The 15,863-nt window shown below is 45.7% G+C and carries 13 protein-coding genes and 1 tRNA gene; 8 read left to right on the top strand and 6 right to left on the bottom strand.

Going from position 1 to position 15,863, the window contains the following annotated elements; genetic code table 11:
- Positions 1-150: 150 nt before the first annotated feature.
- Positions 151-1,584 carry a 3-keto-disaccharide hydrolase gene (locus DVG78_RS00660; RefSeq protein ID WP_114459152.1) on the bottom strand — a complete coding sequence of 478 codons (1,434 nt, stop codon included), beginning with the start codon at positions 1,582-1,584 and terminating at the stop codon, positions 151-153.
- Positions 1,585-1,735: 151 nt separating this feature from the next.
- Positions 1,736-3,235 carry an FG-GAP repeat domain-containing protein gene (locus DVG78_RS00665; RefSeq protein ID WP_147276932.1) on the bottom strand — a complete coding sequence of 500 codons (1,500 nt, stop codon included), beginning with the start codon at positions 3,233-3,235 and terminating at the stop codon, positions 1,736-1,738.
- A gap of 35 nt (positions 3,236-3,270) precedes the next feature.
- Here DVG78_RS00665 and DVG78_RS00670 point away from each other — a divergent pair, with 35 nt between their 5' ends.
- A complete protein-coding gene (locus DVG78_RS00670; RefSeq protein ID WP_147276933.1) occupies positions 3,271-4,380 on the top strand; it encodes an endonuclease/exonuclease/phosphatase family protein in 1,110 nt (369 codons plus the stop codon).
- Here the strand turns inward: DVG78_RS00670 and DVG78_RS00675 are convergent.
- Complete coding sequence (locus DVG78_RS00675; RefSeq protein ID WP_114459155.1) at positions 4,365-5,117, bottom strand: hypothetical protein; 753 nt, start codon at positions 5,115-5,117, stop codon at positions 4,365-4,367. The genes DVG78_RS00670 and DVG78_RS00675 overlap by 16 nt on opposite strands.
- Before the next feature lie 193 nt (positions 5,118-5,310).
- On the opposite strand from DVG78_RS00675, the gene DVG78_RS00680 reads away from it, so the two are divergent.
- Genes DVG78_RS00680 through dprA form a run of 4 tightly spaced genes read left to right on the top strand, consistent with a single transcriptional unit; the run spans position 5,311 to position 9,327 of the window.
- Positions 5,311-5,757: a hypothetical protein gene (locus DVG78_RS00680; RefSeq protein WP_114459156.1), complete on the top strand. Its 447-nt coding sequence runs from the start codon at positions 5,311-5,313 to the stop codon at positions 5,755-5,757.
- 57 nt (positions 5,758-5,814) lie between these two features.
- Positions 5,815-6,657: a serine hydrolase gene (locus tag DVG78_RS00685; protein ID WP_229598090.1), complete on the top strand. Its 843-nt coding sequence runs from the start codon at positions 5,815-5,817 to the stop codon at positions 6,655-6,657.
- Positions 6,658-6,663: 6 nt separating this feature from the next.
- Positions 6,664-8,229 (top strand): FMN-binding glutamate synthase family protein, encoded by a 1,566-nt coding sequence (locus DVG78_RS00690; protein WP_114459157.1) that lies wholly within the window; start codon positions 6,664-6,666, stop codon positions 8,227-8,229.
- 9 nt (positions 8,230-8,238) lie between these two features.
- Positions 8,239-9,327, top strand: a complete 1,089-nt coding sequence (gene dprA / locus DVG78_RS00695; protein ID WP_114459158.1) for a DNA-processing protein DprA — start codon at positions 8,239-8,241, stop codon at positions 9,325-9,327.
- A gap of 140 nt (positions 9,328-9,467) precedes the next feature.
- Here dprA and DVG78_RS00700 read toward each other — a convergent pair whose 3' ends face one another.
- Entirely contained in the window at positions 9,468-10,955 is a 1,488-nt protein-coding gene (locus DVG78_RS00700; protein WP_114459594.1) for a M48 family metalloprotease, read from the bottom strand.
- A 201-nt stretch (positions 10,956-11,156) separates the two neighbouring features.
- On the opposite strand from DVG78_RS00700, the gene DVG78_RS00705 reads away from it, so the two are divergent.
- Complete coding sequence (locus tag DVG78_RS00705) at positions 11,157-11,969, top strand: aldo/keto reductase (RefSeq protein ID WP_114459159.1); 813 nt, start codon at positions 11,157-11,159, stop codon at positions 11,967-11,969.
- 48 nt (positions 11,970-12,017) lie between these two features.
- Here the strand turns inward: DVG78_RS00705 and DVG78_RS00710 are convergent, their stop codons facing one another.
- On the bottom strand, positions 12,018-13,145 hold the full coding sequence (locus DVG78_RS00710; protein ID WP_114459160.1) for a DegT/DnrJ/EryC1/StrS family aminotransferase: 1,128 nt from the start codon (positions 13,143-13,145) through the stop codon (positions 12,018-12,020).
- Between the two features lie 67 nt (positions 13,146-13,212).
- Between DVG78_RS00710 and nagA the strand changes: the two genes are divergently transcribed.
- Complete coding sequence (nagA, locus tag DVG78_RS00715; protein WP_114459161.1) at positions 13,213-14,334, top strand: N-acetylglucosamine-6-phosphate deacetylase; 1,122 nt, start codon at positions 13,213-13,215, stop codon at positions 14,332-14,334.
- Between the two features lie 310 nt (positions 14,335-14,644).
- Here nagA and DVG78_RS00725 read toward each other — a convergent pair.
- Positions 14,645-14,717, bottom strand: a tRNA-Lys gene (locus tag DVG78_RS00725).
- 271 nt (positions 14,718-14,988) lie between these two features.
- Here DVG78_RS00725 and DVG78_RS00730 point away from each other — a divergent pair.
- Entirely contained in the window at positions 14,989-15,843 is an 855-nt protein-coding gene (locus DVG78_RS00730; RefSeq protein WP_114459162.1) for a fumarylacetoacetate hydrolase family protein, read from the top strand.
- The last annotated feature ends 20 nt before the right edge of the window (positions 15,844-15,863 follow it).

Here is a 15,863-nt window from a genome sequence, read left to right on the forward strand (position 1 = left end):
TTAATTCTTTTCCATACCCCAAAACTCCGTTTTTTTTCTCAAATCGGCAACTGCTAGAAATGCACACAATGCTGATTGCCAGAATCAACCGCTTTGAGGGGATAAAAAAAGCCACCTGATGTGGTGGCTTTTTTATGGGTAATTAAATATTTATTTCAACTCCCGTATTTTGATACTGCGGTAGATGACAAGGTCACCGTGGTCTTGCAACAAAATGGGCCCTTTGGGGGCTGAACCAAATTTGTCGCCCCAAACGGCGTATTTGCTGCGCTGCACGAGGGCTTTATAAAAGTCTGAGTTGCGGTTGTATTCCACTACTTTGAATCCGTTGAGGTAATGCTCTACATGATTGTTGGGATAGACCACGATGCGTCCCTGATTCCAATCACCGATTTTTTTGACAGCGCCTTTGCGGTAGCCCGTTTTGTCGGCAGGAATGAGGTCGTACAGCGAGCCAATGGTGCGGTTTCCGCCTGCGCCCATTTTGGCGTCGGGGTGTTTGGCATCGTCCAACACCTGAAACTCCAGACCAATAGCTGAGCCCTTTTTGATGTAATCGGCGGGAACCGTCATCGACTCTCCTGGCTGAAATTCGTGGGTGTATTGAAGTAACTCATTGACGAAGTATTTTACGCCCGAGTTGGCTCCTTCGGTGAGTTTGAAGTCGAAAGTAAGTTCAAAAGCACCAAATTTTTCGGTGGTCAGGATGTCGCCGCCGTTGGTTGATTCAGCTCCGTTGCCTTTGTCCACACTCAACACGCCGTCTTTGATGTTCCAGCCCCCTTTTGGGAATTCTGTTTTGTACGCACCACGCCACCCGTTGGTGGTTTTTCCATCCCACAACAAACGGATTCCCAAGGCTTTTTCTGGCTCAGAAACCGTGTTTGGAATCCAGTTTTCGATACGAACGGTACTTGCGGGAGTCGGTTGCAGATTGATGGTTTGAATCCGCACGTTGCGCCAGCGTACCTGCTTGCCTTCGTCGTCTTTGCGGTTTCCGATGGAGTGAACCTGTAAACAGATGAATCCGCTCAAGGTGACATCGTCGATTACGTGGCTGATTTCAACGCCGTTGACAAACGTCCGCAAGCTGGTTCCGATGGCTTCGATGCGGTATTTGTTCCACTGGTTGTTGCGCAAAAACACACCTCTGGACTTGGGATTTACCTCTGGAACATACAACCATCCACGGCGTGCCTCGTCGTAGATGCCGCCCGATAAGTCGCGGTCGGTGGCGTCAATTTCCATTTGGTAACCGTGTACGCGGCCATTGTTATAGTCGGGTTTTGACAATGAACGGAATTGAATGCCTGAGTTAAGTCCTTCATCGACGTTTACTTCGCACTCAAAAATAAAATCGCCGTAGTCTTTTTCGGTGGTTAAGAAGGAGTTGGGGGTATTGGCCACGGCTGTTCCGACAATGACGCCGTCTTTTACTTCATATTTAGCTTGGCCGTTTAGCTGTTTCCAGCCTTTCAGGGTTTTTCCGTCAAAAAGTGGTGTCCAAGCCGCTTTTTGGGCCTGAACCGCATCGAAAGAGTACGAAATTAGTAAAGTAAGGATTGCAAAAAGTGTCTTTTTCATTTTTTAAATGGAAGGTTAAAATCAAATTTAATAAGTAAAAAGTTGCAGTTTTCTAACGAAAAATTGAGTCAAATAAATGCAACGCCAACGCTTGGTTACCCAACTGTTTGAATGTAGGGTATAGGTGTAAAGGATTGATTGCCAGTGGAGTTTATTTTTTTACAATTGTTTTATTTTCAAGAATTTGTAATCCCGTCATTCCCGCTTGTAGCGGAAATCTGTAAGGCGGGCGTTCGAGATAACCCAACAACAGGTCTTTGTCGCCGTCTTGGTCATAATCTGCTTTTTCGAGGAGCATCCATTTGTCTTGCCGAGGCGTAGCAAAGGTTTTAGCGGTAAATTTCAAATTCCCTTGGTTCTCAAAATACACAAATCCTTCCTGTGGGTTGGAAGGAAAGTAAGAGATAGACGCAATGTCAATGTCGCCGTCATTGTCAAAATCGTCGGCGAGGGATTTTGAGGCACCGTGTAAAGGGAAAAACCATTTTTCTTGAAACTGATTTTTGCCGTTGTTTAAGAAAATACGTACGCCGTGATAAGGTTTCAGAATCATAGAATAATCGGCATTGTCGCCGTTGGTGTACACAATATCAACCCAACCGTCGCCGTTGACGTCGGCCAAATCGGCGTAGCTGGAGCCGTATACGGGTGGGAAGCGCAACAGGATTTGTTTTTCGTATTTTCCGCCGCCGCGATTATAAATCACGGATACCTGTTCGTCGCCCTGCGCCATCATTACAAAAAAGTCCAGTTTTCCATCACGGTTAAAATCATAGGGCTGAACCAATCGCGCCCCGGGAGCGGGGTCAAATTTAAACACCTGATAGGAATGGTCTTGTTGCTGTTTAAACCAAGACAATTGGCCGATATTGTTGCCATATTCACACATCACAATGTCTTCAAGTCCATCGCCATCTACATCGGTAAAAGATTGATTTACGGGGCGACGAAGTTTTTGGAGTATCGGAGTCAACGCCCATGTTTTGCCATCGGCCGATTTGCGGGCTTTTTCCAGCGTACCTCGGTTGTGGTCATTGGGGTCCATGATGCCCATCAGCAACACATCCAAACTCCCATCGGGGTAGACCCGCAAATCAGAAGGTGGGCTGCTCACTTTGAGGGAGTCAATGCGTTTGAATTGTTGGTCAAATACTGTCACCATTCCTCGGCGACTGCCCACAAATAGCTTCTTGCTGAGGGAGTCGTACTTGATGAGCGAAACAAAAGGCTCCACCTGCGGGGTATTGGCTTTGGGCAAAAATCGGGAGAGGTTGGGAGAAATAAGGGTTTTGCGGGAGGAATCTGGCAGTTTGTCGGGGGCATTTTTGACATAATAATTCACAATACTTTCCCATTGTTCGGGCGTTACGATTGGGGTTTCGGGAAAAACGTTGGCTTGGGTAAACGCCACAATCTCTTCGGTAGAAAAGTCCTGATAAAAGCCGATATTTTGCTGAACGACGCCCAACCGCAGGGCCATTTTGGGCAGTACACTCTCTTTCCACGTTTTTTTGTCAAGCAAATCGGGCGTTGGCATGAGGTGGCAGCCTCCGCAGTAACTCTGGGCTAATTTTTGCTCCTCCGATTCTTGGGAGGTATTGCAGGCAATGAGAATTGATAATACTAAACCAATAGCAATAATTTTCGTCATGGAATTGTTTACTTTGCAATTAAAACGCAGTGTCAGTGAAAAACTACGCAATGAAATCCAAAACTCCCCTTTTTTGGCGTATTCAGCAATTATTTTTTTGCTTTACCTTACTCAGTTACACGCTTACCTATTTTGCCATTACGGGGCACTGGCTCGCGGGCTTCATCATGATGAGCCTCCCTTTGCTGCTGATTGTTCATATTTTGCTGGTTGCTTTTTGGCTCGTGTTTAATCCCAAAAGAGTATGGCTTTCGGGGTTGGCCTTGATGTTAAGTTTTCCTTTTTGGGCAAGAACGTACGGATTAGGGCCCGATGAGGAACAGACGGTCGCTTCTAAAAATGAGATTAAGGTGTTGAGTTATAACGTTATGTCGTTTGATTCTCACAGTTATTTAGTTGATGAAAAACCCGAAAATACTTTTAAATTGATTGATTGGGTAAAGAAAGAAGATGCCGATGTCAAATGTTTTCAGGAGTTCTTAAATCACCGAGACCGACAAGAACTGCAAACAGTTGCCCAGTTTAAAAAAGAGGGTTACACTTATTACGTATCTATGCAATCCATACAGGATAAAGGTAAAGATTACTCAAATGGGCCAGCTATTTTCTCAAAATATCCAATTATTAATCATGAGAAAATGGAATTCAACAATCAAAACGGCATCATTTATGCCGATATCAAAATCAAAGGAGATACGATTCGGTTTATAAGCGTGCATTTACGGTCGATGATTGTGCGCGTGGGAGGGATTAAATTGGCGGTCAAAGAAAAAAATATTGGACTGGGACGCTATGAATTGGCCAGTACCTTCAGAAAATTAAAAGGTGGCTTTGTACATCACGAAGAGGAGTCTAAAATTCTGACGAAATGGATTGAGAAAAGTCCGCACCCAGTGATATTATGTGGTGATTTTAACGAAGTACCGTACAGCTATGCCTACGGACAGGTTCGCAAGCGCTTGTCAAATGCTTTTGAAGAAGCGGGTTCAGGGTTTGGGTTTACGTACCGGAAGGCTCCAGGGTTTATCCGAATTGACAACCAGTTTTATGATGAAAAAAAGCTTGAAGTGATTGATTTTCAGACCAGAAAAGACGTAAAATATTCAGATCATTATCCGATTATTGGCCGCTACAGGTTGTTATAATATGCAAATACCTTGGTAATGTCGGGCCGTGATTTTAGGCTGAGCTTATTGGTTTTTATGAATTCATCTACGTCATCGGCGCGGTCGGCCATGGCATCTAGCAGTTTCTTTTTTGACGTTCCGATGGAAATCAGGGTGTTTCCCTTTACCACAAAATATTGATTGTTTTTAACGATTTTGGTGTCTTTGCTGCCCAGTGCCATTGCTTCGTTGTAGTTGGGTTTGATGATTGATAGCTTCGTCAATTCGACCAGCGACAGGCGTCCTCCTTTGATTAATTCTACAAACCCTTTCATATTGTCTTCCGACCTGAATTGGTTCACGTTCAGGAAAATACGCCGCTCTGGTCCCTCAAGCGTGAAAAAACGAATATAATCTCCCGCGAGCACTCTGACGTCTTGTGTGCTGGCGATTTTTATTTCCAATTCATTAACGAACAAATCCAGACGTAGGGGTACATTGCCGATGCTGTCGCCTTCACGTCCGGGTGGGCCTATTTTTTTGTATAATTTGATAGAACCCGTTTGCCAGGTTGAGTCTAAATATGGGTTGCCTACGACGTTGCCTTTAGGACCTTTGATATCAAAAAGTCCCGTATTGGCGTTATTGGCATTGATTTTAAACCCGTTTAAATTAATCAAATCGCGGGCGGTATTGGTCAATTGATTATCCGTTTGTTGGGCAATCGCTGTAAGAGAAAAACCGAAAATTAACAAGGAAAAATAAGCCTTCAACATTTTCAAAAAGTAGGTTAGTGAATCAACTTTTCTGCGTAACGTAAAGCTACAAACAATTTTTATGCAGGCGGTGGCTCCTTTCATTTTTATTTCCCAATTCCTGACGCTCGTCAGTTATCTTGCTGACCCACCTCATACTCGTATCTTGAAATAAAGCAGAACTTAGGACTATTCATTTAACCACGCGCGAATCATGGCACGAAATACTAAATTTGATTTACATCGCTTTCATTTTGAGCATAGACTCTGGCTCAATGAAGTCGACTTTGTGGACCAAGAAGTTGATTTTTTTGGACATTTGGTGCATGAAATGCGGGCCTTTTTGCCCGTAGAGGAAATGGATTCTAATTTTGCCGAAACGCTTACCCATTTTGAGCGTGAGTTCGACCATTTCAAACGCACTGTTAACAGCATTCAAGCTGATATTCGTGATCAGGAGGGGATTATTGCGAGCATTATTAAGGAAGAAACCACCCAATTTAACGACGAAGTCCGCGAGAGTCAGGCCTATTTACGGGAGAAAATGTCATTTTTTCACGACAATTATCGGAAGTTAAAATCCGAATTTAAACTTTTTATGGGCAAGGATTTGGAAAAACATATCCACGTTCCTGCCCAACCGGAAGGAAAGGATACATAACATTCCTTGATTTTTAGTCTTCCTGTGCGTAAGTTGTTGCCAGAAACCCTTTTTCTGATGCGACAACTTATTTTTTTATGCTTCATGCTGCTCCCATGCGTGAGTATTGCCCAAAAACGCCCATCTTTTTCTTCACTTGAAACGTATCTTGCGCAACTTTCACCCACTACAATTGTAAACTTTCAGGTAGAATCGCTAACGGGCGAAATCTATTTCAGCAAAGGGCCTGCGGAGTCTGTGCCATCGGCGAGTATCATCAAAATTCCGATTTTGGTTGAGCTGATGGAACAGGTAAAAGCGGGCAAAGTGGACCTAGACGAAACCTATACGCTGGTGACTGCCGACAAAACGGGCGGCTCGGGCGTGATGGCCTCGTACCCCGATGGGCAGCAAATGTCGCTCAAAGAAGTTGCTCGTTTGATGATGATTGCGAGCGATAATACGGCCACCAATATTTTTATCCGAAAACTGGGGCGGGAAAAAATCAACGACCGTATGAAATTCTTCGGTTTGGCGAGCCTCCAGTTGAATCGGGTGATGATGGATACGGCGGCCGTAGCCCGGGGGATTGATAATTACGTAACCGCCCGTGACATCAATGCATTATTGCGTCTTATTTATGGCCATAAAGTAGCAACGCCAGCTTTATGTGAGCAAATGATGGAATTTTTGTTTGAAAATCGGGACACGGTTACGCTGCCGAGGCTCATTCCCAAAACCATCAAAATAGCGCACAAAACGGGCGGACTGACGTACGTACGCGGCGATGCAGGTATTGTGTTTGCGGCCACACCCTTTGTGATTTCAGTTTTTGTAAGAGGAACCCCTGAAAAAGACGCCGAAAAGATGATTGGTGAAATCGGTGAAATTTGTTTTAATATTTTCAACAAGAAAAACTAAACCCTAATGAATACTCTTTTGAATTGGCTTGCGCTCATTCCGTGGTGGACATGCTTCCCCGTCATTTTGGCCATTGTTGCTATTTGGGACATTACTCAAAAAAAGCACACCGTTTTGCACAACTTTCCAGTCATTGGGCACCTGCGGTATTGGTTAGAGACGGTTGGACCGGAGTTTCGGCAATATATTGTGGCCAACAACCGCGAGGAATTGCCGTTCAATCGCCGGCAACGTTCGTGGATTTATGCATCGTCGAAACGGGAAAATAATTTTCAGGGTTTCGGAACCGACCAGGATGTCAACAGTGCAGGTTTTATCTTTATCAAACCCGCTTTGGTAACCAAACGATTGGCCAAAGACCATCCCTACCGCGAAAATCCGTACGTTTTGCCCGCGCCCAAAGTGATTGGGCTGAGCCATAATCGTCGAAAACCCTACCGTCCGAAGCAGGTAATTAATATTTCAGGAATGAGTTTTGGGTCGTTATCGGCTTCGGCGATTACCGCCCTCAACGAAGGAGCGGCGAAGTTTGGCTGTTACCACAACACGGGAGAAGGAGGGTTTTCGCCGTACCACGATAAAGGCGCCGACGTAGTGCTCAATATCGGCACAGCGTATTTCGGTATTCGTGACGACGACGGGAATTTTATCATGGAAAAATTGGTCCGACTGACGCAGAAAAACCCCGCCATTCGGATGCTTGAATTGAAACTCTCACAAGGAGCAAAACCTGGCAAAGGAGGAGTATTGCCAGCGGCTAAAATCACAAAAGAGATTTCGGAAATTCGCCACGTACCCATCGGGAAAGACGTCATCTCTCCCGCAGCGCACAGCGCTTTTTCGACCCTACCCGAAATGTTGGATTTGATTGAAGCCATGGCCGAGGCTACTGGGCTACCCGTGGGTATCAAAGCGGCCGTGGGAAAACTGGACATGTGGGAACAACTAGCGGAACTCATGGTGAAAACGGGCCGTGGGCCCGACTTTATTACCGTCGACGGTGGTGAAGGCGGAACGGGTGCTGCCCCTCCGTCGTTTGCCGACCATGTATCTTTACCGTGGGTATATGGGTTTTCGAGTGTATATAAAATCTTTAAAAAACACGGACTCACCGACCGTATAACGTTCATTGGGTCGGGGAAACTAGGCCTACCAGCGCAGGCGATTATGGCGTTTGCGATGGGCGTCGATATTGTCAACGTTGCCCGCGAAGCCATGATGTCGATTGGGTGTATTCAGGCGCAGATATGCCATACCAACCGCTGTCCGGCGGGGGTAGCTACGCAAAATAAATGGTTGCAGGCGGGCCTCGATCCAGCGCTCAAAAGTGAACGTTTTTATCATTACGGAAAAACCTTGACCAAAGAGATTCTCGAAATAGCCATTGCCTGCGGCTATGAACATCCCTGTCAGTTTACGATGGAAGATGTAGACGTAGCCATGGGCGACAATAACCATACACGCTCACTCAGAGTGGTTTATGACTACGAAAAAGCCCCCGTACCCTACGACGGCATTGATGCACTAATCAATTGCCAATACTTGGGCGGCGGCCTTAAAAAAGAACACTAATATTTATTTATGGACCAACGTCTTTATCAATTAGGATTGCATCTGACCCCAGGATTGGGCGGTGTATTGATTCGGTATTTGATTGCTCACTTTGGAGATGCCCAAAAGGTATTTGAAGCCAATTATAAAACGTTGATTCGCGTTACGGGCGTAGGAGAGGCAATTGCCCGGACTGTTTTGCAAAAAGAAGGTTTGAGAGCGGCTGAAGATGAACTTCTGAAATTGGAGAAATTAAATGCCAATATGGTTTTTTATACCGATTCCCTCTTTCCCCAACGACTCAAATCACTTTATGATGCCCCCGTTTTGCTATACACCAAAGGCAACATTGATTTCAATAAGGGCCGCTATGTCTCTTTGGTCGGCACCCGAAAAGCGACTGATTACGGCCGAAATATCACCGAGCAGATTGTAGAAGGGCTGGTCAACCACGACGTAACGATTGTCAGTGGATTGGCGTATGGCATTGATATTGCGGCGCACCGGGCCAGTGTCCGGAGCCATATTCCGACGATTGGCGTGATGGCTACAGGGGTGGATGTGGTTTATCCCGAAGGGCATACCAAAACAGCGAGAGAGATGGAGCCCAATGGCGGAATTGTGACGGAATATTGTTTGGGAACCAAGCCCGATTCGATGCGTTTTCCCGCCCGAAATCGCATTATCGCTGGGTTATCTGACGCAGTCATTGTGGTAGAATCGGCTAAAAAGGGTGGGGGATTGCTTACGGCAGAGTTTGCCAATAATTACAATCGGGATGTATTTGCTGTGCCCGGCAATTTGTCGAACCCCTATTCTATCGGTCCCAATAATCTAATCAGCGCCAATAAAGCCCAGATTTTTACGGGCGTAGAAAATTTACTGGAATCATTAAGTTGGCTCACTTCCAAAGCATCCGTAAAGGCGGCATTGCCCGACCATTTTACGCAGGAGGAAAGCCAAATTGTGGCGTTATTGCGTCAAAGAGGCGAAATGCACATTGATAATCTCACGTGGGAAAGTCAGGTCTCGACGGGGAAATTGGCCACGCTGTTGCTCAATCTGGAATTGCAGGGCTACATTCGTTCACTTCCCGGTAAGCGATATGCTTTGGGGTAGATAATTAGAAGTGAGAAGCGAGTAGGTAGGAGTGAGTAGTTGATAGTAAGTAGGTAGGAGATAGTAGTGAGAATGTAGGAGACAGAAGCGAGGAGTAACGGTTTTGTTATTCTCACTCCTCACTTCTGATTCCTCACTTCTTATTTTCCAATTACTTTCAACAACATTCCCTTCTGAATCGGAGTGTCGGCTTTCATGCTGTTGACCACGCCCAATTCCTCGATTCGGTTGGCTGGCATTCCTAGCGTTGTCATGATGTCTTTAAATGTACCGTTGCGCGGGGCGCTTTTTACAAATATGCGTTCGGGTTTGCGATTCAGTTTGTCAGGGTCATTCAATAAACGAAAGTTCTCAGCCGTATTTCGAAACGTAGGGTACAAGTTACCAAAAACATCGGCGGTGGTTACTCCGTGAATGGCATAAATCAAACCGTTGTATTGAATGAGCCATGTGCCCAGCTGAACCGTATTAGCGGGCGTTTGGGGTTGTTGTTGTTGTTGGGGTTGCCCCTGTTGTTGTTGTTGAGGCTGTTGCTGCGAAATCATGACGATGGCTTGGTTGCCGTGAATGGTCTTACGAGCAGATTCCAACACTTTTAAATTGTACTGCCTGACCATATTTTGAGCGGCCGAATCCAGCGTACTGCCCTGTGCTACATTGAGCAACATCTCTGCTTTGCCGTCTTTGGGAGCCATCACAAATTGAACAGGGGAGTTTTGGGTCTGCCAACCGTTCGGAATAGGAAATTGAAAGCGAAGCTCAGGATGGTAAAAAACACTATTTTCAACAAAGCCCTGTTTTGGGTCTTCACCGTACACAATGCCATTAATCATTTGTAAATAACTTTCACGATTTACGGCGTAATTACCGACATTTTTGGCTTGCCAATCTTTGGCCATTGCGTGAACATTGTTGAAACGGTCGCCCGGATCGGGGTGTGTCGACATGATGTTGGGAATAGATTGGCCAGCGTTGTCCGAAATACGTTTGATAGTGCCGAAGAAATTGGCCATTTGGTGCGCGTCATAGCCTACTTTGCTCGAATATTCTACCCCAATTTTATCGGATTCAGATTCATGTGCACGACTGTAGCTGAGCATCAGCATTTGTAAACCCTGCATGGCTTGTTCGCCAAATTGGGCTAATTTGGGCGAAATGACCATACCAGCAATCAATCCCACGGTACCCAGAATTTGGCTGGTTTGTTGCCGGGCGGAGTGCCTAGCCGTAACGTGCCCGATTTCGTGGCCTAAAACACCTGCAAATTCGGCTTCATTGTTGAAGTGCGCCATAATGCCTCGGGTAAAATACACATAGCCTCCGGGCACGGCAAATGCATTGACAACTGGAGAATCAATGATGTTGAACTGGTAAGGAAGCTCTGGGCGGTGCGAAATTTTAGCCATCGCCATCCCTTTTTCCGAGATAAAACTCTGCAATCGTTTATCTTCATATAAGCCCATGGAGGCGACAATAGAAGGGTGAGATTGTTGGCCCAACGCAATTTCCTGATCGGCCGACATCAGAATGATTTCCCGTTTGCCGGTCACAGGATTGCGCGAACAAGATTGCAATACGACTAAACCCATCACGAAGGGTAGCCAATTAAAACGAAAGAGTGTTCTCATAATAAGAAGTGATAAAATCAACAACGATTTATTTTCTGATGGACGAAGCAGGCGCAAAAACGTCACTTTTGATTGCAAGTTTAAAAAATGTTTTATCGCGAACAAGAGGGATGTGGGTTAGCCACGAAAATCTTCTATTTTTGAAAAATTGAATACATTTCCTCAAAGATAGGATATCCTGTGTTAAAAACACTTAATGATATGATTCCACTCATTACGCTTAATAACGGCATTACTATGCCGCAATTGGGACTGGGTATTTATGACCCACAACCCGACCAAGACATCAAACAGGCGGTGTTATGGGCCTTCGAACTGGGTTATAGACTGGTAGATACGGCCGCGGCCTACAAAAATGAGCGTGAAGTGGGTCAAGCCATAGGCCAAAGTGGATTGGCCCGCGAAGAAATATTTGTCACCACCAAAGTCAGGAACGAAGACCAAGGCTACGCAGCAACGTTGCGTGCTTTTGAGGAAAGCCTTCGGCAACTAAACACGGATTACGTGGATTTGTATTTGATTCATTGGCCAGTGAAAGAGCATCGAATCCAAACGTGGAAAGCGTTGGAGCAAATTTATGCTGAAGGGAAAGCCCGCGCCATCGGCGTTTCTAATTATTACATTCCTCATTTTGAGGAACTATGGCCCGATGCCGAAATCATTCCTGCCGTCAATCAGTTTGAGCTGAGCCCTTATTGCTATTTGCCCGAACAAATGCAATACTGTAGTCAACGAGGTATTCAGGTAGAAGGCTATGCGCCTTTGGTCCGGGGGCTGAAAGCAAACGATGCTAGGCTGGTACAAATCGCTGAAAAATACGGCAAAAGCACGTTTCAGGTACTAATTCGCTGGTCGTTGCAACAGGGTGCTATTACGATACCCAAATCGGTGAGCAAGAATCGCTTAGCGGCAAATATAGATGTGTTTGACTTTCAACTTTCTGCCGAAGATATGGCCGAAATGAATACTTGGCACGACAATACACGCGTTGCCGACGATCCGATGGATTATTGATTTCCCAACGTCGGCGAGGTTCACAACCTCGCCGACGTTTTGCCGATGTTAAGAAAAACATTTTTTAATTCCATTCGTCACTCTTCCCAATTCCTCTTGCGTTAGGTTCGAACCAGAAGGAAGGCAAAGACCATTTTCGAATAATCGTTCTGATATACTTTTACCATAATAAGGAGCGTCTTGGAAAATGGGCTGTAAATGCATCGGTTTCCACAACGGACGCGCTTCTATGTTTTCAGAAGCCAGCGCCAAGCGAATATTCTCGCGGGTGATGCCGCCCGTTAGTTTAGGGTTAACAACCATGCAACTCAGCCAACGATTGGAAAAACAGCCTTCGGCTTCGGGCTGAAATGTAATACCTTCAATACTGGACAATTCTCTTTCATAAAACGCAAAATTGGCACGGCGTTGGGCCACGCGCTCATCAATCACTTCCATTTGGCCGCGCCCGATGCCTGCGCAGATATTGCTCAGGCGGTAGTTATAACCGATTTCGGAATGTTGGTAATGCTGCGCATTGTCGCGGGCTTGGGTGGCTAGAAAACGTGCCTTTTGAATAAAAGCCTCATTGTCAGAAAGTAACGCCCCGCCGCCCGACGTGGTGATGATTTTATTGCCGTTGAAAGAAAGGACATTCAGCAACCCAAAACTGCCCATTTTCTTGCCTTGATACGATGCCCCCAAGGCCTCTGCCGCATCTTCAATGAGCGGAATGTCGTGCAGTTGGCAGATTTCCTGAATTTCGCGCATTTGGGCGGGCATTCCGTAGAGGTGCACCGCAATGACCGCCTTCACGTTTTTCCCTTTTGCTTTTTCGCTTTTGATGGCCGTTTCGAGGGCGTCTGGGCTTATATTCCACGTATCCAATTCCGAATCAACAAAAACAGGCGTGGCTCCCTGATACGCTATGGGATTGGCCGAAGCAGCAAAGGTAAATGATTGGCACAGAACCACATCGCCGCGTCCGACTCCCAGCAGGATGAGGGCCAAATGCAGGGCGGCCGTGCCCGAAGAAAGAGCCGCGGCATGACCCGCCCCCACGTAAGTACACAAATCCCGTTCAAATCCATCGACATTGGGACCCAGTGGCGCAATCCAGTTGGCAGCAAAAGCCTCCTGTACGTATTTTTGTTCGTGGCCGCTCAAATGCGGCGATGAAAGCCAAATTTTATTCATTGTTCTTTGGAAAACTTCCCGAAAGTTCTACATCTTTCGGGAAGTTCCCAAAAAAATCCACCAACCGATGCACGCACTCACAAACTGTACTATTTATACTGGTGAAGAGGTTTTGACCAATTACGCCGTTTTGATTGAAAATGAAACCATCGTGGACGTAGTTCTACAAGAAGATGTTCCAAAGGATGTATTTTGCTTTGATTTACAGGGGTTTGACCTCGTTCCGGGCTTGGTTGATTTGCAACTTTATGGCGGGAAAAACGGCTTTTTCGTACGCGATTTATCGGAAGAATCCCTCACGGATATGGTCCAAACGCACCGTCAGGATGGCACAGTAGGCTTGGTTCCGACGCTTTATTCTACCTCACATGAACGAATTTTAAAAGCAATCGAAGTAACCAAATCGTACATGGCAGCGGGTAAAATGGGCGTATTGGGCCTGCACATTGAAGGGCCGTTTATTAACTTTACCAAACGAGGGGCCCACAGCGCCCATGCCGTACGCGTTCCAACCAAAGCGGAAATTGCCGAAATTATTGCCAGTTGTGAAGGTTTACTCACAATCATGACGATTGCACCCGAAATCTGGCCCGAAGAATTGTTGCAACTTTTGCAAGAAAGTGACATTATATTGTCATTGGGACACACCAACGCCACATACGAACAAGCCAAAGGATATTTTAACAGTGGGATTCAGTTGGCAACGCATCTATACAACGCCATGCGCCCCTTTGAAAGTCGCGAACCGGGCGTAGTAACGGCCATTTGGGATACGCCAACGGTCAACGCCAGCATCATTGTCGATGGTTATCATTGCGACTATGCCACGGTGCGGATTGCCAAACAGCTCATGCGGGAGCGTCTTTTTCTGATTTCAGATGCTACTTTGGCCAAAATTGAACCAATGCGTTTTGAATTTGAAGATTTTATTGCCAACTACGATGGGCATCGCCTACTCAACGATGAAGGTAAGCTTGCAGGCTCAGCCATTACGCTCCTCGACGCGGTGCGCAACTGCATTCACCACGTAGGAATCCCCAAAGACGAAGCCTTCAGAATGGCCACTATGTATCCGGCCCAACACTTGGGCCTTGGCGATAAATTCGGCCGAATCAAAGCAGGTTATTCTGCCGATTTGATAGTATTGGACAGTAATCAAATGCCAAAAAGCCTCGGCACCTTTCGATAGTAAGTCCTTTTTATGCTCAGAGGAGGCCGCGTAATTGTTCTCTTCCAAATAAACATGGAGCACATCAGCCATTTTCTCCACACGCATCAACTCAAAATAGGTTAGAATAAAATCAGGTAAGAGGTACTCTACTAAAGGCAGAAAACTTTCCAAAACAGGCAGGGTTGATTAAAACACAAACCTAAAAAAATCCAACGCTCTCCACAAATTTTGGGATTGCTCCCAAATTTCCATTCTACAACTTTTTATCTTTCATTCTACAAGAAAAAAGCCTCAAAACGCATGTTTTGAGGCTTTTTTTGACTTTTTGTGATCCCGCTGGGATTCGAACCCAGGACCCATACATTAAAAGTGTATTGCTCTACCAGCTGAGCTACAGAATCATTTTTTTACAATTTGGCGGTTGTTTCCGTGAATTGTGGTGCAAAAGTAGGCGAAACATGAATACGACGCAAGCCCTCAACTAAAAAAAAAATAAAGAAAAAATGGAAGTCAACCTATATCAGCGAATTACGGTCAAAAAAAAATTTTATTTTTTTTAATTCACTATTCCACTGCGTTAGAAATCGGTCTAAAACTACTTATTTTGAAAGATGAATCTTTCAAACAATTGTTATTTCTCACAGAGATAGTTTTAAAACACCACCTAATTCCATGAAACTTTTTCGTTTTGGCACTTTTGAACAGGAAAAACCGGGCGTAATTCTCCCCAATGGGCGTAAAATTGACGTTTCAGCCTTTGGTCAGGATTACAATGAAGCTTTTTTTGCAAGCAATGGTATTCAACGTTTGGCAGAATGGCTGACCGCAAACGCAGACACCTGTCCAGAAGTATCCGATAGCATTCGGCTCGGCTCTTGCGTAGCGCGTCCTTCCAAAATAGTGTGTATTGGGCTGAACTACGCCAAACATGCCGCCGAATCTGGCGCTCAAGTGCCACCAGAGCCCGTTATTTTCTTTAAATCTACCACGGCGCTCTGCGGCCCGTTTGACAATGTCATCATTCCCCGAAATTCCGTCAAAACCGACTGGGAAGTGGAACTGGCCTTTGTGATTGGAAAAAAAGCCAGCTACGTCGATGAAGCCGACGCCATGGATTACGTGGCGGGTTATGTTTTACACAATGATTATTCAGAACGTGAGTTTCAGCTTGAGCGTAGCGGTCAGTGGGTAAAAGGCAAAAGCAACGACACTTTTGCGCCCATGGGGCCGTTTATGGCAACCAAGGACGAAATTGCCGATCCGCACAAATTGCGCCTTTGGCTGAAAGTAAACGGCGAAATGCTGCAGGATTCAAATACCGACGACATGGTATTTAAAATTCCTAAACTTGTTAGCTACCTTAGCCAATTTATGACCCTTCTGCCCGGTGATGTGATTTCTACGGGTACTCCGTTTGGGGTGGGTCTTGGTTTCAAACCTCCTCGCTACCTCAAATCAGGCGACGTGGTTGAACTGGGCATCGACCACCTCGGCACTCAGCGTCAGGTGGCGGTGGCGTACCAATAAAATAGCCTTCAAGACACACC

It is taken from the genome of Runella aurantiaca (assembly GCF_003339505.1).
Lineage (GTDB): Bacteria > Bacteroidota > Bacteroidia > Cytophagales > Spirosomataceae > Runella > Runella aurantiaca.

Excerpts from the sequence above, each read along its gene's own strand:
- DVG78_RS00710 (WP_114459160.1), bottom strand. The coding sequence starts at position 13,145 with ATGAATAAAATTTGGCTTTCATCGCCGCATTTGAGCGGCCACGAACAA.
- DVG78_RS00705 (WP_114459159.1), top strand. The coding sequence starts at position 11,157 with ATGATTCCACTCATTACGCTTAATAACGGCATTACTATGCCGCAATTG.
- DVG78_RS00690 (WP_114459157.1), top strand. The coding sequence starts at position 6,664 with ATGAATACTCTTTTGAATTGGCTTGCGCTCATTCCGTGGTGGACATGC.
- DVG78_RS00660 (WP_114459152.1), bottom strand. The coding sequence starts at position 1,584 with ATGAAAAAGACACTTTTTGCAATCCTTACTTTACTAATTTCGTACTCT.
- DVG78_RS00680 (WP_114459156.1), top strand. The coding sequence starts at position 5,311 with ATGGCACGAAATACTAAATTTGATTTACATCGCTTTCATTTTGAGCAT.
- DVG78_RS00700 (WP_114459594.1), bottom strand. The coding sequence starts at position 10,955 with ATGAGAACACTCTTTCGTTTTAATTGGCTACCCTTCGTGATGGGTTTA.
- DVG78_RS00730 (WP_114459162.1), top strand. The coding sequence starts at position 14,989 with ATGAAACTTTTTCGTTTTGGCACTTTTGAACAGGAAAAACCGGGCGTA.
- DVG78_RS00685 (WP_229598090.1), top strand. The coding sequence starts at position 5,815 with ATGCGACAACTTATTTTTTTATGCTTCATGCTGCTCCCATGCGTGAGT.
- DVG78_RS00665 (WP_147276932.1), bottom strand. The coding sequence starts at position 3,235 with ATGACGAAAATTATTGCTATTGGTTTAGTATTATCAATTCTCATTGCC.
- nagA (WP_114459161.1), top strand. The coding sequence starts at position 13,213 with ATGCACGCACTCACAAACTGTACTATTTATACTGGTGAAGAGGTTTTG.
- DVG78_RS00675 (WP_114459155.1), bottom strand. The coding sequence starts at position 5,117 with ATGTTGAAGGCTTATTTTTCCTTGTTAATTTTCGGTTTTTCTCTTACA.
- dprA (WP_114459158.1), top strand. The coding sequence starts at position 8,239 with ATGGACCAACGTCTTTATCAATTAGGATTGCATCTGACCCCAGGATTG.